Raw genomic sequence first — 24,526 nt, 5'->3', positions numbered from 1 at the left:
CTATTTTGAATACATTTAGTATAGACTAAAAATATGAATTATGCTAGCACCCTACTTTTGAAAATATGCATACCGTCTACGGCGTTGCATTACCAAAAGTGTACATCCTTGTACACTTTTGGCAGCGAGTTTCAGCATCGCTGAAACATCGATTCTGATATAACCAGCGGCATCCGTGCCGCTACTGAAAATCCTCGACGTGCAAAAAGCACGCCTGCGGGTGTTATTCACTCTGCGCCTTGTATCCGGTACTACTATTTTCAAAAGCGCTGGAATTACGGGGCATATACGGCGTTGCAGCGTTATTTTTTATCGATGGGGTAAAAACGGATAAGTATAAATCCCAATAAGCATGTTGCCGCCGCGATCGGCCCTGCAATAAGTCTGATAGCAAATATCGTATCGGAGGACTGGAGTATATCGGCGCGATATCCCGCAGCGCTGAGGATTAAACCTGAAACACCGGTCGAAACAGCCTGCCCGAGTTTACTGGCAAATGTCCACACTCCGTAATAACAGCCCTCGTTGTGTACCGTATCAGGTTGCCACGCAATCGCATCAGGCAACATTGCCCAAGGTGTCGCAAAAGCAAAACCAACCCCAACTCCTGCACATACGAACAACAAAGCAAGACCGATTAATCCGATACGGTGTCCTATAAAAAAGATTACCATCGTAGAAATACACAATACGGCAAGTCCTATGCGGTAGGAAACATTTTTCCCCAGCACATTTGAGCATTTTGCCGCAACAGGAATCGAAATAATAGCGGTTATCAGCAATAGCCCCATAATCGTACTTGAAAATGATTCCGCTTGGTAAATGTATTTTAGGTAATACACAACCATTCCCTGCAAAAAATTGAGCGCAGTAATATGCAGCACAAAAACTGCCAGCAACACTGTGTACGCGGAATTTTTAAATACCGAGCGGTAGGCGGAAAAGAACGCTCCTGTTTTTTTCTTACCGTTTTTAGGCGGTGCAGCAGACTCTCGCACTGAAAAAAAGGTGATAAGCGTTGCTATTATGATAATACCGCCGATAGCTGCCCCTGCAACCGAGAAGCCTAAGGCTTTAGACGGAAACATATTGACAATCGGCACCACAATAACGGCGCCCATTATCGTACCGATTCCGGCGCACAAAAAACGGTAGGCATTTAACGAGGTTTGTTCGTTATAATCCGAGGTTAATTCGGGGGTTAAAGCAGAATACGGAATATTCACGAGGGTCATCGTCGTATTTACCAAACAAAGCATCAACAATGCCCACCAAAACAGCGCCGTTTGACCGGTAAACGAAGGCTTGGTAAAAAACAGCCAAAGCGAAAGACCGAACGGAAGCGCTCCGAACAAGAGATACGGACGGCGCCTACCGAATCGGGAACGAGTGTTATCGGAAAGAAAGCCGACAATGGGGTCGGTAACCGCATCCCATATTTTCGCCACCATAATGGCGATGCCGGCAAGAGCGGGCGCCAGATACACCGTATCGGTAAGATAGGTCAGCGTCCAAAATCCCATCGCCGTAAAAAACAGATTTCCACCGATGTCGGCAATGCCAAAACCGATTTTTTTTCGTACCGGCAACCGTACATCGGCTAAGCATACTTCGGTTATCGGGACATCTGCACTATCGGCAATGTTTTTTTTATTCATAGTTTTCTTACTCATAAACGATAACAATCTGCGGAAGCGCCCGCTCTTTTAAGATACGGCTTATGCCAAAAGCGATAGCTGCCCCTACGGCAAGACCGGCAGCGATACCGGCTAAAGCCAGCGATTCGTTATGCGTTTGCAAAAAGATTACCGTAAAGAAAAGCATCGAAAGCACGAGCGGAATACCGACTGCGCACAGTCCCTGAAAGCGGGCGGCCTTCTCGGAAATAAAGACGCCAACCTTGTTCCCAATCCATAAATCTTTTCCCGAAACGTTCAGCGCATCGACGATGTTGCCCTGTACAACCAACAAACCGTCTTTACTGCCTCCGCCACAAGCATGACAACCGCCGCCGCATGACGCGCATCCGCTGCGGCTATCGGTAGATTTAATGGAACAAAGATCTGCTTCGGGCGTATCGTATTCAATAGTCGCAATCTGCATGCCGTTCCGTTTCGTTATCGGCATACGTATCACTCTTCCTATTCTTTCCATTAAAAGACCCTCCAAAATTAAATACGGATATATGTTATGATGACAGCGGCATCGCAGCGGTAGGCATTTCGATACGAACCCGTTCTATCGACAGGGCGCCGCCCGCCCCGTCCAGCTCAATATCCAGCCCCTGTATACAGACCCGTTGCCATGTTTCTTGCGGGTACTCAAAAAGACCGGTGCGGTATTCCCGTATCTTGCCGGACGGGGCATGTCCGCCGACAGAGTCAAAGCTGCCGGTTCGTCCCGCATCCGTGATATAGGCGGTTTTTCTGTTATGCTGTTCGCAGCCTGTTTCTACAGTTGCAGTCTGCATATCGATATGCGCATCAGCGGAACCGGCACCAGATAAATCACACTCGGCGGACATCAGCCGCTCGTCGGCTGTGGCGGCGCCCGTACCTGACCCAATCAACACGGAGATCCGCCCTGCAAGAAAGAACGCCATAGTCTGTTTTTCGGCTGTTGCGGTTGAAGAAAAATCCGCCACGATAAACGGCGTTTCTCTTTCTATTTTCGGAAGCAGCGCCTGCATCAACGTAAACGGATTATCCGCTAAAAGCCGGTGGCGCCCTACCCGCCCCAAAATCGAAACGACCGCAAGTTTTTCCCCATTTCGGGTTGTAAAATAGCGGTAACCGGCTCCTAAACTATGCTTGGGTAGATTGCAAGGACGCAGTACAAAAGGCATCTGTGGGAGATTTTCGACTAAATCTTTCTTTTGAAAGATATAATCCCCGCCGGTGATGCAATCGATCCCCATCTTTCTCAAATAACCGGCATGTTGTTTGCCAAGCCCGCCTGCGCCTGTCGCCATACCAGCATTTGCAATAATAAAATCAGGCTGATAGCGGCGCTTAATTTCCGCAATGTTTTTTTTAACCGCCCATACACCTGCCTTACCGGTAATTTCGGCGATATAAAAAATTCTCACAGCTCGTTCCGCTTTTGTACCAGCGTATTCGGATTTTTTAATGCCAGTCTATCGATTATTTTAGTGCATTTTTTTGCAAGCTTTTTGTTTCCCAGCATCGTATAGGTATCGCGTAAATTAAAAAGCGTATCCTCGGAATCGGGAGCGAGCGTCAAGGCTGATTCAAAGGCGCGACGGGCTTGTTCATAGTTTTCTTCATTAAAAAGAAGCGTACCGTAGTTATTCCATATACGGCCGTTTTCGGTTTCCAGCTCAAGCGCTTTCGTATATGCAAGCCGTGAAGCCTCCATTTCGCCGGTTTCATGGAGAACGACACCGAGCGTATCCCAAATGTCGGCATCAAAGGGGTTGCAACGCGCTGCCTCGTAGAGTGCATAACGGGAGTTATCTTTATCATCAAGCGCATAGTAGCTGAGCCCCAAATTAAACCACATTAAGCTGCTGTACGGTTCAAGCTGTAAACCGCGGCGAAGACATGCTATCGCTTCGCTATGGCATCCCTCGGCGGCAAGCATCACTGCACTGTCGTTAAAAAAATCGGCTGTTTCTTGCATACTTTAAATATATACTATTTTACGAAAAACCTCAATCGATGGGTACGATACCTTGCGGTCAAAGAAGAGAGAAAGTACAGGGATTCAGATCCTTGACGCCCTGTACCTTTCCCATTAAAATCCGCAGAGTAAGGAAATTAGGAATGGATATTATTAAGCGAAACGGAGAAAAGGAAGCCTACAATGCCGAAAAGATTACATTGGCAATGCAGGCGGCGTTTAACAGTGTAACGGATGCAGCGGCGCAGCATGATGCAAATACGGCTGTACAAAAGGATACGGAACTATCAAAGGTTGACAATCTTGCGCAGGTGCTGCAGCTTATGACGGCGGAAATCGAAGCCGATATATATGAACTGAGCAAAAACGGGAATGCGGTACAAGTAGAAACCATTCAAGATCTGGTTGAAAAAACGCTCATCGAACATAATTATTACGCAGCGGTAAAGAGTTTTATCCTTTACCGTGTTGAACAGACAAAAAAACGGGATGCGCGGCGTGCTATTGCGGCTCATTTTTCTTCCATTGAAATTCAACCGGTACTAACCCGTATTCAGCAGGATTTTCCCGAAGAACAGTACAGCTTAACCCTGCTCTTTCATAAGTTTGAATCCTTCCGTAAGCAGGATATGACAGAATCGGAATTACTCGCCTTGCTGATAAAGGCTGCCGTTGAGCTCACTGCGCAGGAAGCTCCCCGTTGGGAGTTTATTGCTGCCCGCTTTTTGATGCTTGATTTTTCCGAAAAGCTGAAAGTCGAACTTGCCAAGCGGAACATCCGGTCGTTCTACGAAAAGCTCACCTATCTGGAAGAAAAAGAGCTCTACGGAGCTTATATCCGTGCAGGGTATTCAAAAAAAGAGCTGGAAAAAGCCTATTCATATATCGATAACGGTAAAAACGACCTTTTTACCTACAGCGGTTTGGATTTGCTTTTGCGCCGGTATGTTATTTCCACACGGGGGCACATTCCGCTTGAAACACCGCAGGAGATGTTTTTAGGTATCGCTTTACACCTTGCGTTGCATGAAAAAAAAGACCGGATGGAGTGGGTGCGCCGCTTTTACCTCATGCTGAGCAGCTTGCAGGTTACCATGGCGACGCCGACCCTTTCCAATGCCCGTAAGCCCTATCATCAGCTTTCGTCTTGCTTTATCGATACCGTTCCCGACTCCCTCGACGGGATTTACCGCAGCATCGATAACTTCGCAAAGATTTCCAAATTCGGCGGCGGTATGGGGCTGTACTTCGGCAAGGTGCGGGCAGTCGGCGCACCCATCCGCGGCTTTCAAGGGGCGGCAGGCGGGGTCATCCGCTGGATAAAGCTTGCAAACGATACCGCCGTTGCCGTCGATCAGCTGGGGGTGCGGCAGGGTTCGGTAGCCGTGTACTTGGACGTATGGCACAAGGACGTGCCGGAGTTTTTGCAGCTCCGTACCAATAACGGCGACGACCGTATGAAAGCGCACGATGTGTTCCCTGCGGTATGCTGCCCCGACCTCTTCTGGCGCACCGTCGATGAGGACATCAATGCCCCGTGGTACCTGATGTGCCCGCACGAAGTCCTCACGGTAAAAGGCTACGCGCTGGAAGACTTTTACGGTGAAGAATGGGAAAAACGCTACAAAGATTGCATCAACGATAACCGGATTTCCAAACGGGAAATCCCGATAAAAGAGCTGGTGCGCCTCATCCTGAAATCAGCGGTAGAAACCGGTACGCCGTTCATCTTTAACCGCGACCATGCAAACCGCGCTAACCCCAACGGGCATAAGGGCATGATCTATAGCTCAAACCTCTGTACCGAAATTGCACAGAATATGAGCCAGATCGAGACGGTAAACACCGAAATCCAAACACAGGATGGAGAAACCGTGGTTGTAACCGTTACAAAGCCCGGTAATTTCGTCGTCTGTAATCTCGCGTCGCTGGTTCTCGGTAATATCGACACCGATAACGAAACCGAGCTGGAAGGTGTCATAGAAGCGGCGGTACGTGCTTTAGACAATGTAATCGACCTCAATTTTTATCCCGTACCATACGCGAAGATCACCAACGAGCAGTACCGCGCCATCGGCTTAGGTGTTTCGGGCTATCATCATTTACTGGCGAAAAAACACATTGCATGGGAAAGCGAGGCGCATCTCCGCCTTGCCGATGAGTTGTTTGAAAAAATCAATTACTATGCAGTGCAGGCGAGTATGCGGATTGCTGAAGAGAAAGGTTCGTACCGCCTCTTTGAAGGCAGCGATTGGCAAACCGGTGCGTATTTTGAAAAACGCGGCTATCATTCCGAACAATGGAACACGCTGCGGGACGCAGTTGCCCGACACGGTATGCGGAACGGCTATCTGTTAGCGGTGGCTCCGACCAGTTCAACCTCGATTGTCGCAGGCACCACCGCCGGCATCGATCCCATTATGAAGCGCTATTTTTTGGAGGAAAAGAAAGGCTCGTTGGTACCCCGTGTTGCTCCAGCCCTCTCGCTCGAAACCTATTGGCTATATAAAAACGCCCACACCATTGATCAGCTCTGGAGCATCCGCGCCTGCGGTCTCCGCCAGCGTCATATCGATCAGGGGCAATCCATGAATTTTTACATTACCAACGAGTACAGTTTCCGGCAGGTGCTCAACTTGTATGTTGAAGCATGGAAAAACGGCGTAAAATCCGTCTATTATGTCCGCAGCCGCTCCCTCGAAGTAGAAGAATGCGAAAGCTGCAGCTCGTAGCGAAAACGCACCCAACGCATCTTTCATATAATTGACGTACGGAAATATGTACACTATATTAAGGTTAGTTCTTAGAGGTTCCCTATAGTTTATCAATGGAGGTTCTGTATGAATGCAATCAATATAACAAAGGCACGGGCAAATCTATTCAAAATTATAGCAGAGGTAAATGCGCACTCCGAGCCGGTGATTTTGACAAATACGAAAGGCAAAAATGCTGTTTTGATTAGTGAAGATGATTGGAATGCACTACAAGAAACCATCTATTTAAATTCCATTCCCGGAATGGCTGCTTCGTTGCAAAAAGGAATGGAAACCCCGCTGGAAGAATGTATCGCAGAAAAAGATGTTTTGTGGTAATTGCCGATGTATCATATAGTATACGATAAGCAAGCTGTCAAAGACATAAAAAATTTAAAATCGGCTCGGCTGGATATAAAAGCAAAAAGACTGATAGAAATTGTCAGAAGCAATCCGTTTGCAAATCCTCCACCTTATGAAGCGCTTATCGGGAATCTTGCGGGACTGTATTCACGGAGAATTACTATTAAACATAGATTTGTGTATCAGGTCTTTCCCGGCAAGATTACGGTAGACGATAACGAATATGACGGAACTGTGAAAATTATCAGGATGTGGACACATTATGATGATATATCATGATGGGGCAATATACTAACTTTCACATAATTGGCAGCAGGGCAACCGCATTAAAAATATTTTTAGCGGTTGCCTTCCTTCTGTGCGAAATTTTGCTTAAAATTTTGCACATTTTTTCAATAGGCGGGTAAACGCATCAGGTAGAGTAAATAAAAACCGCGGAAAAATTGAGACTGTGAGACCATTTGAACCATCTTCAACTGTTGTACATCCATGTACATCAGTTGAAGGCGAGTTTTGCGTTGCGCAAAACATCGCTGCTGTATGGAACCACTGCCATCCTTGGCAGTTCCGGTCGAATAGTCTCAATTTTTCCGCGGGAATGTTAAAAAAACGACCTGATGCGTTTACCCTGTAATTGGCACGCTAATCGGTTGCAGTAAATACTAAAACTCGCTATAATACGCGTTATGATTTTTCCGTTAAAAGAATTGATTGAATTCAAAGGCAATATTTACGAAATTACCTGCGCTGCAACACGACGTGCTTTTCAGCTGGTAACTATTCAAGATCCGATACTTGAAGAAAACAACGATAAGGTTGTGTGTACTGCGGCGGCTCAAGTGTTTACCGGCGCTATCGACTATAAAATAGACTATCGCCCCGATCATTCCTAATTCTTGATATCGACACCTACAATTCCGGTCGCGGTTATTTTCGGGGCTACCGCCTGCGGAAAAACCGCGCTTGCCGCTCATCTTTTTACTTCTCCTGTTAACTCCATTAAAGCGGAGATTATATCTGCAGATTCGGTGCAGGTATATCGCGGTATGCCGATCGGTTCGGCTCAACCTCCGCAAGAGCTGCTCGATACGCTCCCCCATCACCTCATCGGGATATGCGACCCTTCCGAAGAATTTTCCGTAGCGGACTTTGTACGCAGCGCGGATGCACTCTGCAAGGATATTGCAAGCCGCGGCAAACTGCCGGTTGTGCTTGGCGGGACGGCGTTTTATATTAAGCATTTTATGTACGGTATGCCGGTTACTCCGCAGGCGGATCCGGTTTTACGTGCACAATTGCAGGAACGGATGCAACGTGTCGGCGCCGCGGCAATGCACGCGGAACTTGCATCTTTTGACCCCGCATCGGCAGCCAAGATCCACATCCATGACGAATACCGTATCCTCCGCGCGCACGAGGTGTATTGCGCATCGGGGCGTCCGCTCAGCTCATTCGAGCTGTCGTACCGTTATCGCGAGGGTTTCCGCTTTTGCCCGATATGTTTAGACCGCCCTCGCGATGAACTGTACCGGCGCATCGAAGCCCGTGTCGATGAGATGTTTGCGCAAGGGTTGCAACAGGAAATTGCACAGCTCGTTTCGCAGGGCTGCACTGCCGAATATCCTGCGATGAAGGCAATCGGGTACCGAGAGTTTTTTGAGCTGTCCCCCGATGCGCCGGCAGCCGCCCCGCTCGATGCGGTGAAAGACCTCATTAAGCGCAACAGCAAACGGTACGCCAAACGGCAGCAAACCTTTTTCCAATCCTTTCCGAATGTTCACCGCATCGACATGACCGACCCGCAAAGCGAACAGCAAGTGGTAGAGATACTGCACCAGGGGATGTCTCAAAAGTTGGTTACTTTTTCGACATCCCCGCGAGTTTAAAATTAAGTCTTTATACAATAATGACTTAATTTTAAACATCGCATCTAAATCTAAGAAAACTGTCAAAAAACTGTTTCGCAATCCGCTTTAGCGGATATAATGAATAATTTCCTTACAGAAAAAGCCGATAGGCTTTCAGTTTTTGGACAGCCCCATCTCTAGGAATATCAAGGTCTCTCTAAAAACTCGGTTAGATTTTTTGCCGTCCTTATCGGTTTTTAAAAGTTCCCACAAGAAGAGAGCGAAAAACCGGTGATTGACATTTCACAGTCAAGCTGGTACAGTTATTAACTGTCTATCTTAAAATTAAGAAAACTAAAATCTGGATAAATTAAGGAAACAAAACTATGGCGGGCTTTAAAAAGAATACTTTAGCAATTGGAAGTATTATTATTCTGGTGTTCTCGGTAATTGCGTTTGTTTTTGTTCCGGCAGTAGGCGGACAATGGGGCAGCAATACAAAAACAACGCTCGGTAAATGGAAAAACAAGCGGCTTGACTATACAGCCGACGGGCTTTTTTTACGGGAATACCGGCAGCTTCATCGCTCTGCCGAACTACGCGGATATCTGAGAAATGACAATAATAATAAGGCGCAGCAGGAATTTATAGAACGGCAGATTATGCGCACAGCATTCAATGCTTCGATGATTCAGCTTGCTGCGAAGGAAGAAGCCCTGAACGCCGGTTTTTATCTACCCAATAAAAATATCAACAAGGCGCTCATTTCCTATTATACCGACTCGACGGGTGCTTATTCTGAAAAATTATACACCCAGACATCGGAACAGCAGCGGCTTGCCTATAGACGGGAAGTAATCGATTATCTTACCGCGCAGCGGTACATCGAAGATAACTTCGGTACATATAATAATATATTCGGGTTAAAAACCAGTTCGGCAGAAACCGCTTTTGTGCAGAAAATGGCAGAAAAAGAGCGTATCTTTAAGTATGTCGTATTTGAAGAAAGCCAATTTCCGCAGGATAAAATTCGTGCTTATGGGGAAGAACACGCGGATTTGTTTGCAGAACATAGCTTACTGATGTTGACGTTTAACTCACAAGAGGATGCGAATAAAATCGCTCAAGCACTCCAAAAAGGAGAGATCACGTTTGAAGATGCCGTTGTAACAAATTCTACCAAACTGGGTACCGATTCTAGCGGCAAACTGTTATCTCCGTACCGTACAACGGTAAACCGGACATTCCCCGAATCAAAGGATCTTGATACCGTACTCAAGCTCGGTGTCGATGAGATCAGTTCCGTTGTTAAAACTTCTTCGGGATATGCAATTGTAAAATGCACCGCTCCGGTTACACCTGCCGATTTTACACTGGCCGAAACCCAAGACCGCGTACTTTCATATATGAAATCGAATGAACGGGGTATTATCGAAGATTACCTTGAACAAAAGGCAAAAACCTTTATCGAAGCGGCAAAAATCGGCGGATTCGCACATGAAGCCTCCGTAAACGATTTGGTTGTGCAGACAAGCAACCCAATATCACTGAACTACGGTAATGCGGCTATTTTACCGCAAATTTCTTATCAGTCGGATACTTTCTTTACAGCCGGTATACGGAATGAAACTTTCTTTAAAAAAGCATTTGCACTCAAAGAAGGAGGAATTTCAGAACCGATTTTGCTGGGATCAAACGTGCTGGTATTGCAGCTTGATGAAGAGAAAGCGGTTTCGGAAGAAACGCAAAACAATATCGCAACCTCATACCGGCAATTTGCATCGATTTGGTATTACGAATATCCGCTTGCTATGCTTGCCTATCAGCAGCTTTCATGGGGACAGCAGACATTCATTGATTTTGTCTTGAACAGCAAAAACTTTACCGACAATTTTAATACGGTATTCAACTAAAAAGATTGATTAGCGACAACGAAGATAAAAAGCCTCTGCCAATACAAACAAGCAGGGGCTTTTCCGTTTTATACCGAAATAAATATCTCTATTCAAAATACAATCCTCAAGCGGCCATTATGGCGCAGATTGCAGCGTTGCAGATACCCGATTCTACATTAATACTCTGCCTTTCGCCGGTACTCGGATACGGACTGAAAGAATTGGCGGAAAAGCTGCCGGCTTCTTCCTATATCCTTGCACTAGAATGCGATCAAGTATTGATGCGGTTCTCGCTTGATCATTACGATTTCTCCCCATTTGCACAGCAAAGGTTTTCTTATATCCGAACGGATTCGGTTGCAGAGGTGTTGAAAAAGATAGAAGCCTTACCGCTGTTTCCCTTTAAAAAATGTATTGCGCTTTCCTTTTCAGGAGGGGTTCAGTTGAATCAAACCTTTTATGATGAGGTGCGCTTATATGCAGATGAGGTAATTTCTCGGTTCTGGAAAAACAGGATAACGCTGATGCACCTCGGCAGGAATTACGCACATAATACATTCCGCAATCTCCTCTCGCTGGCGAGATCGCTTGCAAAATCGTCGGCGAGACCGATGACGGGATCACTCGCAAGCTCGCCGGAGAGTTCTCCGGCGGAGTCTCCGGCATGGTGTGTGCCGTCGAGTAAGAGGAATTTCCAGTTGCTCACCGGCGATGAGCGTATCCGCAAGCCTCTTTTGATTGCAGGCGCCGGACCATCGCTGGATACTGCGCGGGATTTTATCATCAAGAATAGAAACTCCTTTTTTTTACTTGCAGTGGATGCCGCGGCTGCAGCGCTTTTACCCGATATTCAACCTGATGCAATAGTATTGGTGGAATCTCAGTATTGGATTGATTCAGCGTTCATCGGCTTGCACAAATACGGCATACCGATCTTTGCCGATCTGACGGCTTCTCCCCGTGCGCTGCAAGCATGCGGCGGAAATGTATACTTTTTTTGCACCGAGTATGCTCGATTGAAGTATTTGGAACGTCTCTATCAGACGCTGCATCCGCTTACTCTTCCGCCGATGGGTTCGGTAGGATTGACGGCAATACAGCTTGCCTTATCACTGACTGCCCCTCACCTGCCCGTACTGCATACCGGTTTGGATTTTGCATGGCAAAACGGTCTTACCCATGCCGCCGGAAGCAGCCCCATAAAAAAACTCTTTGCGGAAATAAACCGCACCGAATCGCCGTATAAGCTCAGTGTTTCTACCGGTATGCAGTGTATTTCCGGAAAGCGAGGACTTTCCTATTGGACAACGCCGGTGCTTTCCGGCTACGCAGAACTGTACCGCCATACCTTCGCCGGAAATGAGCGGGTTATCGACATTGGAACGGAAGGCTGCTTTCTGAACGGACGACAAGCTGATATGACCGAAGCGGAGCTGATACTTACCGATGCTGGTAACCGGCTTACAATAGATACGGATAGCCGACAGGCTGCAGCAGAAATACCGAATAGCAGAACCGAAGTCTCGAATGCGGGTGTGCCGGATGCAGGCGTGCCGGTTGTCGGTACCGGCAAATCGAATATAAATGCGGACGGGAGGCTTTTTGCTTTCGCTTGTAAATCAGACACTGCAAACGAACGATATGAAGCGCTCAATGCCTATCTTACCGGTGAAGCAGAAGCCCTGACTGTACTGAATGATCACTTACAGGGTAAGCGCTTGATATCGGAACACACGATGAAACAACTCTTCGCAGAGCGTGACTATCTGTACAGCCACTTCCCCGATGCAGCACGGGGCTATTCGCTTGACCTCGGTTTTCTAAAGCGGGCAGGTATCGAGCTGCGATATCTGTTAAAGATTCTCAGCTAACAGCGACGGAACCTCCGTTTCAAAAAATTGAGAAATTTTTAGACTGAATATTTTTACCTTGCCTTTTTAAATAAAATATGCTAAATTGTAGGCAAATGGATACAGTATCGCTTAATAACCTGGTATTTTCTAATGCTGAAAACGGATCCGTTGAACTGGATGCTTCAACTCTTGCCGGATTAAAAAAGATGCCGGTCGATATATTCGATAACGTATATGTCGGTGATGTAAAACCTCATGCGCTTATCCTTTGTGTTGACGTACGTGGATTCAGCAGTTTTCTTTGTTCACATGATGAAAAGGCAGTGTTTTCGCTTATCACCTCGTTTACTTCAAACTTTTTATCTTGTGTAAACCAATTCGGATATGGATGTTCATACTATAAACTCCTTGGAGATGGCGCTTTAGTTATTTGGGACGAAACGACGCCAACAACGCTAGGTGAAGCGATTATGGTATTTCAAACCTATACTGAGTTCCTCGGCGAAGAGTTGTTTAGGCCATATCCCGAATTAGGGCTTGGCGGCGCCTTAGTGATGGAACAGGTATATAAGTATGAAATTTCTGCAGAAGCGTCCGCCTTAAAATATCGTGATTATGTCGGTTACGGTATAAATCTTGCCTGTCGATTGCAAGGGCTTGCGCAAAAATCGGAATTGATTATCAATAAGAAACTTGCAGACCTTAATGCCTTAACAACGGTAACTAAAGATGCTCCGGCACTGCTGGAAGAGGCAAAGCGGTTGAAAGGTGTTTTTGTTGAAGATAAATATCCGTTATATTTTTACGCAGGTGTAAATCCGGCAAACACTTTCGGGTTATAATACCCTCACTGTGCAAAATTTTGACTAAAATTTTGCACAGTGAAATGTATACTACCAGAAATATTTCAAGTGGGTATCTTGATAATGGCTCTAAGCTAAACAGATTTGTTCGCTCAGTGTTTCCAATGCCGCTTGAGGGGTGCTGTTAAAAATATCTACCGATTGCATGGCTGTGTGAATAAACTGTGAAACGCTGGCATAGCGTTCCAATTCACGCGGTGTACATGTGCCTGTGTGAATACTCTCCTGTAAAAAAGCAATAACCGCTTCTAAAAAAAGCAGATATATTCGGCGCGGTTTACAATTATTCAACAGTTTCAGTACAGCCGTAATCGACGGTTCGTATGTTGAAGGATGTTCGGCACGGTAAGCCATAAGCTTTTGAGCAAGAACAGTAAACGATGTTTTTTGCCACTCTCCCCTATTTAAGCAATATTCCCAAAAGACTGCAGCAGCTTCCCGAAAATGTTCGGGAGCAACCGGCAAAAAACTCTGTAAGTACGAAACAATACGGATCGGCTGCGATGGAGATATCGTCGTACAAAAATGATGATCGCGGAATACCCGTTCGATCACGGCCTGTTGATGTTCCGTATCCCGTTCAATGAACAGATAAGTCCGCACACGGGATAAAATAGTCGGGATAACGGCAGCACGGCGCGTCGTGGTTAAAATAAAAACGGTATATTCGGGCGGCTCTTCCAATATTTTTAAAAATGCGTTTCGGGCGGATTCTTGCATTTTATCAGCATTTTCAATAATCAGTACCTTTTTTTTTCCGACAGGCATTAATCGCACCCATGCGGACGCTTTCCGTACTTGATTAACGGGGAGCATATCATACATACAATCTTCTTGCAATTTTTGGCAAAGGTCAGTGATTTTTTCAGTCTGCTTTTGCAGTTTTTTTGCTTCTTCTTCCGATATGGCTTCTATATTACCATATTGACCGATAAGATCAGATAAAGCTTCTTCTATGTCAGTAAGAATCGGAGCTGCTTTAACAAAACGGGATTCATCCGTATCCCACAGCCGGGAATCAAATCGGGAGGTAAGCTTACGTACGGCTCGGACAAAAAGGTACCGCGCTGCCGTAGTCTTTGCCGTACAGAGCGCATGAGCTGCTGCCTTTGTTTCAAGCACGGTATCCCGTGTTCCAAGGATTAACAGATCGCTTGCCGATAAGTCTTTATGCCGTTTGCAGGATTCACAAGTACATGTCCAGCTACCATCTGTCGCACATGAAAGAATACGCGCCGTTTCCAATGCAGCAGTCAGTTTACCGCTTGATTCCGGCCCTGAAAAGAGCAATGCCGGCGGTACTTTTCTCTGCTCCAACTCATCACTGAGTAACTGAATAACCGGCTGTCCGAGTACATTTTCAAACATATACCCTCTCTCAGGGCAATCGTATCAGACCATTTTTTAAATCTCCCCGCAAAATCAGGAGACCGTTCAAGCAGAATTGAACCTCTTCGCGGTTCAAATACTTGCCTAACCTCCTGACTTTGCGATTTATATTTATTCGTCTGATGCGTTTGCCCTTCTCAAAAAAAATGATAGGGCTGTCCAAAAACTGAAAGCCTATCGGCTTTTTCTGTAAGGAAATGATTTGTCATATCCGCTAAAGCGGATTGCAAAACAGTTTTTGGACAGTTTCCTTAAGCTTTAGATGCGATGTTTAAAATTAAGTCATTGCTGTATAAAGACTTAATTTTAAACTCGTCGAGGATGTCCCGAAAGTAACCAACTTTTGGAACATCCCCAAGTGGCAAGTAACCGTTCAAATATTTTCAGTACGGTTGCCATGGTACTTTGCACATTAGATGCCGCTTCGGATTATCTGTAGGATATTGTCACTGTCTACCGGAAGCGGTACCAGTATCCGTACAATCATACTATGAGCAATCAGTGCATCAACATTAAAAAGCGGCTGTAATTGCAACAGGGCTACTATAATAATAAGGACAATATATGCTTCAAATAAGCCTAAAAAGAATCCGAGCGCATGGTCGAGGCTATTTAAAATTTCATTATCAAAAACTACGGATATCAACATTTGCAACAATTTGACGGCAATAAAGACTATGATAAAAATCATAAAAAAAGCGATAAGTTTCATTGCAGTCGGAGAAAGGCCGCTGACTCTTGTATGCAAAGAAAGCGGACGGTAAAACCAGAAGGCTACAGCGATTGCAAGCAAAAAAGCTGCCATTGAAAAAAACTCATCAACGAAACCTCGAACGGTAACTTTAATGATGACAATAATGCTGATAATCAATAACACCATGTCAAGTATATTTATGCTCATTCTGTTATCCATTGTTGTAAAAGATGCGCAATTTTGACTGCCGGTTTTTCATCGGCAAGAGCCGCCGATGCTTGAGCCATCGCTTGTAACTCTTCAGGATTTTCTAAAAGCCGAGTTAATACGCTGCAAAGCACGTCCGGCGTTGTATCTTTACCGGAAAGGGTGATTGCCGCCCCTTGTTCGGTAAAAAAATCTGCATTTTCAATTTGATCGCCGCGGCTGCTGCCTTTTTCAAGCGGCAATAAAAGCATCGGTTTCCCTGCCGCCGCAGCTTCCCAGATGGTATTGGCACCAGCGCGCGACATCACAAGATCGGAGGCAGCGAGGACATCCGGCATTTGCTCAACGATAAAAGGATACGGTTTATATTGACCGCTCAAATCAGGCCGTTCTTCCTTTAACCGTTTTTTAATTCGTTCTCCTTGGGCACGGTGCTGAGCGCCGGTTTGGTGCACAACAAAAAAAGACTCTGCTAAAAAGAGAATTGTTTGCTCTACCAATACATTGATCTGAAGTGCACCGAGGCTTCCTCCCTGTATAAACAGAATCGGCTTATCTCCGGTATATTGAATAAATGCTTTTCCTGCATCTACATTGGCTTCATAAAAACGCATTCTAACGGGATTTCCCGTAACGGTAATTTTACGCTGCACTGCATTTGGAAAAAAACTTGCCGTTTTTGTGTATGAAACAAAAATTTGAGCGGCAAATCGGGTGTTTATTTTTGTGGCAAGTCCGGGAGAAAAATCACATTCATGCGTAATAACAGGAATCTTGAGACACCGCGCTGCAGCACACGGCGGCACCGACACAAAGCCTCCTTTAGAAAACACGAAACAGGGCTTCAGTCTTAAAAGGATAATCAACGAGGCGAAAAAGCCCCCGATAATTTTAAACACATCGATAAGGTTTTCAAGACTGAAATACCGACGCAGCTTTCCTGCCGGTATTCCGTAAAAAGGGATATCCGCACTGCATACATAGGATCGATCGGTACCGTTATTGGAACCTATCCAGACAATCGGTATCCCTGTCTCTCTTTTAAACACTTCAGCAACGGCAATACCGGGGAATATATGCCCTCCGGTACCGCCGCCGGTAAATATAACACAACTCATAACCGCGCAAGTATACCAGAAAAAAGACCGTCATACAATGATCCGATATGTTGCCATATTCTTCCCAAAGAAGTTTTAATACATTACAATGAAGGAGTATATTATGGCACAGATTATAGACGGCAAAAAATTAGCCGAAGCATTGACCGAAGCGGTAACACAAGAAAACGCCGCATATTGTAAAGAACATCCGCAGCCCTGCCTCGCGATTGTATCATCGGGAAGCGATCCCGCCTCACAGGTGTACATTAAAACGAAGGTGCGGGCACTGGAAAAAGCAGGTATGCAGAGCAGAATTATTCCGTATTCCGAAACAATCAGCGAACAGGAATTAACAGCATGCGTACAAACCCTGAATGCTGACAATACCGTTGACGGCATTTTGATTCAGCTACCCCTTCCCTACCCGCTGGATAGCAGACGGATATTGGCGCCGCTCGATCCGGCTAAAGACGTCGATGGGTTTACACCTGAAAATTTGGGACGATTGCTTACCGGCAGCTCAGGCTTTATCCCCTGTACACCGCAGGGAATTATGTATGCGCTGCGGCAATACGGCATACCGCTCAGCGGCGCTCATGCAGTTATTGTCGGGCGCTCTGCGATTGTCGGGAAGCCTCTCTCAGCCCTACTCACTGCGGCGGATGCAACCGTTACACTCTGCCACAGTAAAACGAAAGACCTTGCCGCACTGACACGGCAAGCTGATATTTTGATTGCGGCTGCGGGACATCCGGCGCTCATTACCGGCAGCATGATAAAAAAAGGCGCCGCAGTTATCGACGTGGGAATTAACCGCCTCCCCGATCCTACTGCACCCAAAGGCAGCAGACTGACCGGCGATGTTGACTTTGAAAGCGCCGCTGAGCAAGCCGGCTGGATTACCCCGGTTCCCGGCGGTGTCGGTCCGTTAACCGTAGCAATGGTGTTGCGAAATACCATGCGTGCCGCACAGCTCCGACACGGTTGCTTGCCGGAAGCGGAAACCGGAGCAGGGCTTAATACAGGCGCTGCCGGATGCTAGTTCTCAGCCGCAGCCGGGAGCAAGCCGCTCGACACGAACCCACTGTAGAGCCGGATGCAGGAGTAACGGATAGGGCGGCTATTTTATCCGAAGCATCGGCACCCATAGCTGCCGCAGAAATAACCGTAAAAAAATCGGTGTTCCGTGCCGAGGTGTTTTATACGGACAATGCGCAGGAAGCTAAAGAGACTGTAAAGCGGCAAAAAGACCAATACCGCGATGCACGGCACGTGGTACACGCCTTTGTTATCGGCGAAAGCGGCGCAGTACTCGGCTGCAGCGATGACGGAGAGCCGGCAGGCACAGCGGGACAGCCGGTTCTTGCCGTCTTAAAAGGAAGCGGAATTACCAATATTCTTGTAACCGTTACCCGCTGGTTCGGCGGTACTTTATTGGGAACAGGCGGCTTGGTAAAAGCCTATTCTACGGTAGCAAAAGAGGCGCTTGGCAAAGTACACACGGAGCCGCTTATTCAAAAAGCGGACTTTATATGCGAATGCAGCTATGAGGATCACAACCCGCTGCTCCGCGCCGCCGCACACCTGCCGATCAGCTTTGCACAAACGGAATTTGCACAAACCGTTCAGCTGAGCGGCTCAATTCCGCTTGAATATTGCAATGAGCTTGCTCAGCTTGTTACGGAAATCACCAAGGGCGCCTCTTCGGTGCAATTTTTAGAATAGAGCATCTCTAAAAGCGGATATATTTCCAAAGGAGAAGACTATGTTTAACAGCATCAGCGGAACACTGACCGGTAAAACGGCGGAGTCCATCTACATAGAAACCAATGGCATTGAATGGGAAGTTTTTGTATCCGCCCTGAGTGCAGACCGATTCGGAACTGCGGGGAGCACGGTACGGGTCTATACATGGCTCTATCATCGGGAAGATCAGATGAGGCTTTTCGGCTTTTTAACACCGGCGGAGCGGAGTCTTTTTTTGGATTTAACAAAGGTTGATGGGATTGGCCCGAAACAAGCGCTGAAAATTCTTTCCGGTCTTGACAGCGCAGCATTGGAAGCGGCTCTTGAGGCAGGAGATGTTGCACAGCTGCAAAGTATCCCCGGTATCGGCAAGAAAACAGCGCAAAAGATGGTGCTTACTCTGAAAGGTCAACTTACAGGATTGCACGACACGGGACGGGCGGAAACCGCAAAAAAATCGGAGTTTGAGGATATCATCACTGCTCTTATCAATATGGGATACGATCGAAAGCGTGCTGCAGAAACGGTAGAATCGGTTGCGCAATCCATGCGCGCGAAAGGTATTGATCCTGCTGCAAAAGAAGAAGAGTTATTCCGTACTGCGATTGTCAATTTAAGTTCAACATAGATAGTGAACTCAACGGAAAAATAGAGAAACAGTAAGAAAATTCCGGAAGGAGATTATATGTCTGATAAAAAAGAGTCTTTGATAGGCGGTGTAGTTGTAAAAACTTTGACATACAAAGAACAAGCTTATGAACTTATAAAAGATGCTGTTTTATTTAACCGGTTTAGAGTCGGAGCCATATACTCGCAAGATGAAATATGCGAAGAGCTCGGTATCAGCAGAACGCCTGTACGGGAAGCCTTGTTAGAATTACAAAAAGAAGGCTATGTTGCTTTTGCACGGGGGAGAGGCGTAAAAGTTGTTCCGGTTACCGATGAAATCGCCAAAGATATTTTAGAGATACGGTTATTAACGGAACAAAATAATGCTTATCTTGCGGCAGCACGGGCAAATGATCAGAGTGTAAAAGATATTTTTAACTGCTTACAAAATCTTGAAGATCAACTGGAAACAAGAGATGGAATCAACAACCCCGACGCAAGCGTCGGGGTACAATGCTCAATGTTTCGCATTGTATGTTCTATAAGGTGGTTGCAGTCGGCTTTAATACCCTTTGTTACGACGCAAGCGTCGGGGTATTAAACCCTCCGCACGAATAAAACTCTATCGATTGGATCATACATTTCACAGATCAATAGCAAAAGCAACAAACAATAAATGGCTTTATCGGGAAACGGAATTGATCTTGGATAACTATCTCCGCTTTGAAAATAAATCCGTGTACAATAATTCGATTGATGCGCAAACCGTATTTAATGAACATCTTGCTATTGCAGAAGCAATTAAAAAGAACAATCCCGATAAAGCAAAACGAATGATCAGAAAACATTTGATCAATTCATATAAAAGAACGTTAAATAAAATATTTAATGATGAAGACATTCTATAGGGCATCTCTAAAAACTCAGGTATAGCTTTTAGAGATGCCAAATATTTTCAATAGGTATATTTCTCCGTTACCGAAGACTTCTCGATCATACTTCGGTATAGCGCCGATTTTTGTAACAGCTCTGCGTGCGTACCTTCCGCATCAACTTTGCCTTTATTCATTACGATGATTTTATCGGCGTTCTCGATTGACTTTAAGCGGTGCGAAATGATAATCACCGTTTTGCCTTTTATGAGCGTGTTGAGGCTCTCCTGTATTTTCATTTCGTTTTCCACATCGAGCGAGGCGCTGATTTCATCAAGGATGATAATCGGCGCATTTTTCAAAAGGGCGCGCGCAATGGAAAGACGCTGACGCTCTCCGCCGGAAAGCCTACTGCCGTTTTCGCCGATGACCGTATTGTAGCCGTCCGGCAGCGCTTCGATAAACTCGGCGCAGTTGGCAAGACGGGCGGCTTCTTTTACTTCATCATCGCTGGCATTTTTATTTCCGACCCGGATATTTTCCATAATCGAGGTATTAAAAAGCCCGACATCCTGAAAGACAATCGAAATTTTATCGAAAAGGCTGTCGGTATCAATTGTTGCAATGTCTTTGCCGTCGATAAGGATTTGTCCCTTGCCGTAATCATAAAGACGGGACGCAAGCCGGAGTACGGTTGTTTTTCCGCAGCCGGAAGGACCGACAAGCGCGGTAACTTTATTTTGTTCCGCCGTAAACGAAATACCATCGATAATCTTTTGTCCGTCGTTATACGAAAACTCAACATCTTTAAATTGAATACCGTAATGCTGCAAAGAAGCAGGTTCGCCTTCCTGCGTTTTTGTTTCGCGCAGCTCGTTTATGCGCTTAACCCGTGCATCGATATACATCATCTCCGCAAGGTTTGCTTCAACACCTGCAACCGCATCCACAACACGGGAAGCTGCAATAATATAGCCGATAAGATACAAAAGCGATGCCGTGCCAGCCAAATACATTTTCAGTCCAAAAAATACGGTAACGCCAATGGAAAACTTTAAAAACAATAGTGCAATGTTGAGGGGGATCGCTTGATGCGCTTCCACAGTTAAATGTAGTTTCTCTGCTTCATCAACATTGCGGTTCAATTTTTCCATTGTGTCTTCCGTAAGCCCGTAGCTTTTAATTTCCTGTTGCAGTTCTATCGCTTCTTGAAAAAATTCCGTGCGCTCACGCTGTTTATGAAAGTCCCGCGTTGTCTCCCGTATTTGAATTTTTTTCGACAGGATTAAGAGAATAAAACTGATAATAATCGGAACAAATACGCATAAGCCTAATCCCGGATGAGCGGTAATCATCACTGCACCGATTATAATCAAATAGAAGATAAGACCGATTGTTTGCGGAATTGCGTGGCTGAGCGCATGTTCGATTGTAGCGACATCGGTCATTACCGTTTGCGATAAGTCGGAAACATCGTGTTTAGAAAAATACGCAAGCGGCAACTCCTTGAGCCGGTCTGCAATATTCACACGCAGTTCTTTACATTCTTTAAATGTCGCGGTGTAGAGCGTATTGTAATTGATATGCACAAGCACATACATCACAACTGCAAGCGCAGCAATAATACCGATATAAAATCCCGCTGACCGCAAGGTCCCGTCAAAATAACTTTGCAAAAAAAACATCATCACAAACATCGGTAAAATAAATGCGACATCCGCAAACATCGACCATACCGACGCCGTAACAATCCCTTTTGCCCCCGATTCGGTTACCCCGAACCATTTTTGTAGTTTAGTCATATATAACTCCCTAATTAGGAAAAAATCTCTTTTCTTCCAACGCTTTTGCAAATATGTGAGGTAGATGCTAGGAGCGTACAAAAAACACCCGCAGGCGTACTTGGTGTACGTCGAGGACTGTTTTTTGTTAAGCGACAACGCAGATACCCGCATATTTGCAAAAGTCTAGACTCTCCAGTCATTTGCCTTAGAATACAATCGTTGTAGATGGCTGTATTTACCACCCTTCTGCATCAGCTCCGCATCGCTGCCGCGTTCGGCGATATTTCCGTCTTCGACAACCAAAATCTCGTCGACATTTTTAATCGAGCTTAACCGGTGTGCAATCATAATAACCGTTTTGTTTTTCATCAAATTGGAAAACGCCTGCTGAATTTCGTATTCGTTTTCCGGGTCGGCAGCGGCGGATGCCTCATCCAGAATAATGATATCTGCATTTTTCAAAATCGCGCGGGCAATCGCAACACGCTGAATTTCTCCGCCGGATAAGTGTACACCCTTTGAACCGATAACCGTTTTTTCACGTTCGGGGAATTTTGCTAAAATATCTTCGCAGCGGGCAAGCCGAAGCGCAGTCATCACCTCTTCATCACTTGCATGTTTATTTCCCATTTTGACATTTTCAAAAATACTTGTTTTAAAGAGTTTCGAGGTTTGAAACACAAAGGCGATACTGCGCATTAGCGCATTCCGTGAATATAACGAAATATTTTTTCCGCCGATTAAAATTTCACCCGAATTTATTTTGTAAAAACCCGAAATCAATTTTGCTATTGTACTCTTTCCTCCGCCTGATGAGCCGACCAGTGCATAAGTTTTATTCGGTTCCAAGGTAAAACTGACATCATTTAAAATCTTTTCTTCCGTGTAGCCGAACGATACGTTTTTAAATTCGATACCGAAGTTCTCAAAGGTTTCTTCCGTACCGTGTTCAAGGTTATCCTTTTCCATGTCTGCAAAAAGATTTTCGAGTTTATCTACAACGCTTTTTGCCTGAAAGTTATACATGCCGACATACATCACGCGCATAAATGCCGAAAAAAGCACACCGGCGATACAGACAAAAAAGACAAGCTTTGCAATGATGAGGTTAGCGTCCGCCCCCTTGTTCATAAAATAAATAGCAGCAGGAATGGTGAATACCGCGAACAGATTAAACAGCACTTGAAACATCACGTATGGCGTACGGCAGCTGAGCGTGTACTTGTATGCTAAATCGGAATAGCCGGTAATCGCTTCGTAAAACGCTTTAAAAGATTCAACCGTGCTTCTAAAGATTTTTACAATTTGCATACCGCGGACATATTCAACTGCTTCGGCATTCATCCGCTCTAACGCTGCTTGATACTTCCGCATAAAATCTTTATTGCCCATCATAAACATCATCTGCGCACCGCCGATAAGAGCAACGGCAACCAGCAAAAGACCGAGTTTTACATCAACTGCAAATACAATGATAAACATAAAAATCGGCGTAAACAATGCGGAAATATTATCGGGAATTAAATGCGCAACCAGCATATGCGTCTCCTGTGCATTGTCGTCGATCAGCTTCCGGATTTTTCCCGACGGGTTCATATCAAAAAAGGCAAACGATGCATTCATCAAATGATTGATTGCCGTTTTGCGCAAATTCGATTCAAGCCTGAACCCAAGCACGTGCGATGCCCACAAAGCGCAGAAATATACAACCGAATAACCTGCCAACAGCGAAACAATCACCGTTGCGTACATCGATCCGTCCGTAACACTTTTGGTAACTAAAAGCGCGTACAAAAACTTCCATAAAAACCAAAATGCACCCATCTGAGAAGCAACTCCCAGCGTAGCGCACACTACCGAAATATACGCACAGTGTATTTTCTCCGGCGTATATTTTAATAATCTTTTATATGTGTCCATATAAACTCCTATTATTCAATTTATAATTTGTAATGTTTAATGGATAATTATTTTGGGCGTTCCGGTTTCCGCATTCTGCGCAAACCGTCGGGCTTTACGGGGTTCCGCTAACGCTCCATTCCTTCGGAACAGCTGCGCTGCCCCTCCAATCCCTAACGCTTATTACCAATTATGAATTCCCCATACCCCTTTAGCCCTTTACTTGTTCCATCCAATATTGTTTCCAGCCGGCACAATGGTATACGTTAAAATCAAATACATATTCCACCGCTTCCGATTTTTTTAAATTATGATAAAAAATTTCTTTTAAATTTTCAAAGTGAGACGTTACCATGACATGAATAAAAAACCGTATGCGCCGCGACATTTTAACGCCGTCGAGTTTCAATAATCGAAAGGTGTCTTTTTCAGTTATATCGATTGCCTTATCGAAAATATGCTCGTAGGAACTTCCTTTTGAACAGCAGACAATCAATTTCATCGCATCCCAATTATCATAAAAAAAATCTATCATTCTTAAGAATCGGCGTTGTGATAGTTCGATAATTGAGGAAAGGTCGCTCGTTTTCATACCGAAGTTCTGCGATTCAAGAAGTTCGCTGTGTGTCATGGTGTTCAATAATTCATCAAATACGCCGCTTACAAGCGCTTCGAATATGCCGTCCTTATTATCAAAAAGGTTATACAGCGCCCCTGTCGTAACCCCCGCCTTTTCGGCAATGGCACGCACATTTGTGCCTGCAAACTCCTTATCTAAAAACTCTTGTTTTGCAGCGCGCAAAATCTTTGCCCGTGTGTTGAGTTCATCCTTATCGGCTAATATTTTTTCCGTATAGTTGTCCATATTGTAATAACTCTTCTACTAATTAGTAACAATGTTACTAAAAAGAGCTAAAAATGTCAAGTGCGGGTTACTTTTATGATGCAGACAGATATATTCGGGAACCTCTAAAAACTTCAAGCCTATCGGCTTATTCTGTAAGGAAATG

23 protein-coding genes are annotated in these 24,526 nt (G+C 45.4%); 13 read left to right on the top strand and 10 right to left on the bottom strand.

What is annotated here, in order from left to right:
* Positions 1–302: 302 nt before the first annotated feature.
* The 4 genes from DWB79_RS09305 to DWB79_RS09290 all read right to left on the bottom strand — a co-directional run bounded on the left by DWB79_RS09305 (position 303) and on the right by DWB79_RS09290 (position 3,642).
* The gene (locus tag DWB79_RS09305; protein ID WP_016523788.1) at positions 303–1,658 is read right to left on the bottom strand and encodes an MFS transporter; all 1,356 of its coding nucleotides are present in this window, start codon (positions 1,656–1,658) and stop codon (positions 303–305) included.
* A gap of 7 nt (positions 1,659–1,665) precedes the next feature.
* Complete coding sequence (locus DWB79_RS09300) at positions 1,666–2,127, bottom strand: SoxR reducing system RseC family protein (protein WP_230974324.1); 462 nt, start codon at positions 2,125–2,127, stop codon at positions 1,666–1,668.
* Between the two features lie 61 nt (positions 2,128–2,188).
* The gene (locus tag DWB79_RS09295) at positions 2,189–3,088 is read right to left on the bottom strand and encodes a TIGR00282 family metallophosphoesterase (protein WP_016523786.1); all 900 of its coding nucleotides are present in this window, start codon (positions 3,086–3,088) and stop codon (positions 2,189–2,191) included.
* Positions 3,085–3,642, bottom strand: coding sequence for a tetratricopeptide repeat protein (locus DWB79_RS09290; protein WP_016523785.1), 558 nt, complete (start codon positions 3,640–3,642; stop codon positions 3,085–3,087). The genes DWB79_RS09295 and DWB79_RS09290 overlap by 4 nt, the downstream gene beginning before the upstream one ends.
* Before the next feature lie 143 nt (positions 3,643–3,785).
* Between DWB79_RS09290 and DWB79_RS09285 the strand changes: the two genes are divergently transcribed.
* The 8 genes from DWB79_RS09285 to DWB79_RS09250 all read left to right on the top strand — a co-directional run bounded on the left by DWB79_RS09285 (position 3,786) and on the right by DWB79_RS09250 (position 13,195).
* Complete coding sequence (locus DWB79_RS09285; RefSeq protein WP_016523784.1) at positions 3,786–6,374, top strand: ribonucleoside-diphosphate reductase subunit alpha; 2,589 nt, start codon at positions 3,786–3,788, stop codon at positions 6,372–6,374.
* 108 nt (positions 6,375–6,482) lie between these two features.
* Entirely contained in the window at positions 6,483–6,734 is a 252-nt protein-coding gene (locus DWB79_RS09280; protein ID WP_016523783.1) for a type II toxin-antitoxin system Phd/YefM family antitoxin, read from the top strand.
* A gap of 6 nt (positions 6,735–6,740) precedes the next feature.
* The gene (locus tag DWB79_RS09275; RefSeq protein WP_016523782.1) at positions 6,741–7,037 is read left to right on the top strand and encodes a Txe/YoeB family addiction module toxin; all 297 of its coding nucleotides are present in this window, start codon (positions 6,741–6,743) and stop codon (positions 7,035–7,037) included.
* Between the two features lie 407 nt (positions 7,038–7,444).
* The gene (locus DWB79_RS09270) at positions 7,445–7,651 is read left to right on the top strand and encodes a DNA-directed RNA polymerase subunit omega (protein WP_016523781.1); all 207 of its coding nucleotides are present in this window, start codon (positions 7,445–7,447) and stop codon (positions 7,649–7,651) included.
* Between the two features lie 3 nt (positions 7,652–7,654).
* Positions 7,655–8,644: a tRNA (adenosine(37)-N6)-dimethylallyltransferase MiaA gene (miaA, locus tag DWB79_RS09265; protein ID WP_016523780.1), complete on the top strand. Its 990-nt coding sequence runs from the start codon at positions 7,655–7,657 to the stop codon at positions 8,642–8,644.
* A 347-nt stretch (positions 8,645–8,991) separates the two neighbouring features.
* Positions 8,992–10,518, top strand: coding sequence for a peptidyl-prolyl cis-trans isomerase (locus tag DWB79_RS09260; protein WP_016523779.1), 1,527 nt, complete (start codon positions 8,992–8,994; stop codon positions 10,516–10,518).
* Between the two features lie 119 nt (positions 10,519–10,637).
* Positions 10,638–12,371: a 6-hydroxymethylpterin diphosphokinase MptE-like protein gene (locus DWB79_RS09255; protein ID WP_016523778.1), complete on the top strand. Its 1,734-nt coding sequence runs from the start codon at positions 10,638–10,640 to the stop codon at positions 12,369–12,371.
* Positions 12,372–12,466: 95 nt separating this feature from the next.
* Positions 12,467–13,195 (top strand): adenylate/guanylate cyclase domain-containing protein, encoded by a 729-nt coding sequence (locus DWB79_RS09250; protein WP_016523777.1) that lies wholly within the window; start codon positions 12,467–12,469, stop codon positions 13,193–13,195.
* Between the two features lie 90 nt (positions 13,196–13,285).
* Here the strand turns inward: DWB79_RS09250 and DWB79_RS09245 are convergent, their stop codons facing one another.
* The 3 genes from DWB79_RS09245 to murG all read right to left on the bottom strand — a co-directional run bounded on the left by DWB79_RS09245 (position 13,286) and on the right by murG (position 16,624).
* Entirely contained in the window at positions 13,286–14,584 is a 1,299-nt protein-coding gene (locus DWB79_RS09245; RefSeq protein WP_016523776.1) for a hypothetical protein, read from the bottom strand.
* Between the two features lie 433 nt (positions 14,585–15,017).
* On the bottom strand, positions 15,018–15,506 hold the full coding sequence (locus DWB79_RS09240; protein ID WP_016523775.1) for a CvpA family protein: 489 nt from the start codon (positions 15,504–15,506) through the stop codon (positions 15,018–15,020).
* Positions 15,503–16,624: an undecaprenyldiphospho-muramoylpentapeptide beta-N-acetylglucosaminyltransferase gene (gene murG, locus DWB79_RS09235; protein WP_016523774.1), complete on the bottom strand. Its 1,122-nt coding sequence runs from the start codon at positions 16,622–16,624 to the stop codon at positions 15,503–15,505. The genes DWB79_RS09240 and murG overlap by 4 nt, the downstream gene beginning before the upstream one ends.
* A gap of 103 nt (positions 16,625–16,727) precedes the next feature.
* Between murG and folD the strand changes: the two genes are divergently transcribed.
* From folD to DWB79_RS09210, 5 genes are read left to right on the top strand one after another with little or no spacing between them, the layout of a single operon-like run.
* Positions 16,728–17,648 (top strand): bifunctional methylenetetrahydrofolate dehydrogenase/methenyltetrahydrofolate cyclohydrolase FolD, encoded by a 921-nt coding sequence (gene folD / locus DWB79_RS09230; RefSeq protein WP_016523773.1) that lies wholly within the window; start codon positions 16,728–16,730, stop codon positions 17,646–17,648.
* The gene (locus DWB79_RS09225) at positions 17,642–18,331 is read left to right on the top strand and encodes an IMPACT family protein (RefSeq protein ID WP_016523772.1); all 690 of its coding nucleotides are present in this window, start codon (positions 17,642–17,644) and stop codon (positions 18,329–18,331) included. The genes folD and DWB79_RS09225 overlap by 7 nt, the downstream gene beginning before the upstream one ends.
* Positions 18,332–18,371: 40 nt before the next feature.
* On the top strand, positions 18,372–18,980 hold the full coding sequence (ruvA, locus tag DWB79_RS09220) for a Holliday junction branch migration protein RuvA (RefSeq protein ID WP_016523771.1): 609 nt from the start codon (positions 18,372–18,374) through the stop codon (positions 18,978–18,980).
* A 57-nt stretch (positions 18,981–19,037) separates the two neighbouring features.
* On the top strand, positions 19,038–19,562 hold the full coding sequence (locus DWB79_RS12120) for a GntR family transcriptional regulator (protein ID WP_016523770.1): 525 nt from the start codon (positions 19,038–19,040) through the stop codon (positions 19,560–19,562).
* 28 nt (positions 19,563–19,590) lie between these two features.
* Positions 19,591–19,869 carry an FCD domain-containing protein gene (locus tag DWB79_RS09210; RefSeq protein ID WP_245541319.1) on the top strand — a complete coding sequence of 93 codons (279 nt, stop codon included), beginning with the start codon at positions 19,591–19,593 and terminating at the stop codon, positions 19,867–19,869.
* A gap of 47 nt (positions 19,870–19,916) precedes the next feature.
* Here the strand turns inward: DWB79_RS09210 and DWB79_RS09205 are convergent, their stop codons facing one another.
* From DWB79_RS09205 to DWB79_RS09195, 3 genes are all read right to left on the bottom strand, one after another.
* Positions 19,917–21,635: an ABC transporter ATP-binding protein gene (locus DWB79_RS09205; RefSeq protein WP_016523769.1), complete on the bottom strand. Its 1,719-nt coding sequence runs from the start codon at positions 21,633–21,635 to the stop codon at positions 19,917–19,919.
* 165 nt (positions 21,636–21,800) lie between these two features.
* On the bottom strand, positions 21,801–23,537 hold the full coding sequence (locus DWB79_RS09200; protein WP_016523768.1) for an ABC transporter ATP-binding protein: 1,737 nt from the start codon (positions 23,535–23,537) through the stop codon (positions 21,801–21,803).
* A gap of 190 nt (positions 23,538–23,727) precedes the next feature.
* Positions 23,728–24,381, bottom strand: a complete 654-nt coding sequence (locus tag DWB79_RS09195) for a TetR/AcrR family transcriptional regulator (protein ID WP_016523767.1) — start codon at positions 24,379–24,381, stop codon at positions 23,728–23,730.
* Between the last annotated feature and the right edge of the window lie 145 nt (positions 24,382–24,526).

Source organism: Treponema medium (assembly GCF_017161265.1).
In the GTDB taxonomy this organism is placed as follows: Bacteria; Spirochaetota; Spirochaetia; order Treponematales; family Treponemataceae; genus Treponema; species Treponema medium.
Note: the sequence above shows the minus strand (reverse complement) of the source record. Positions and strands in the feature narration are given on the sequence as shown.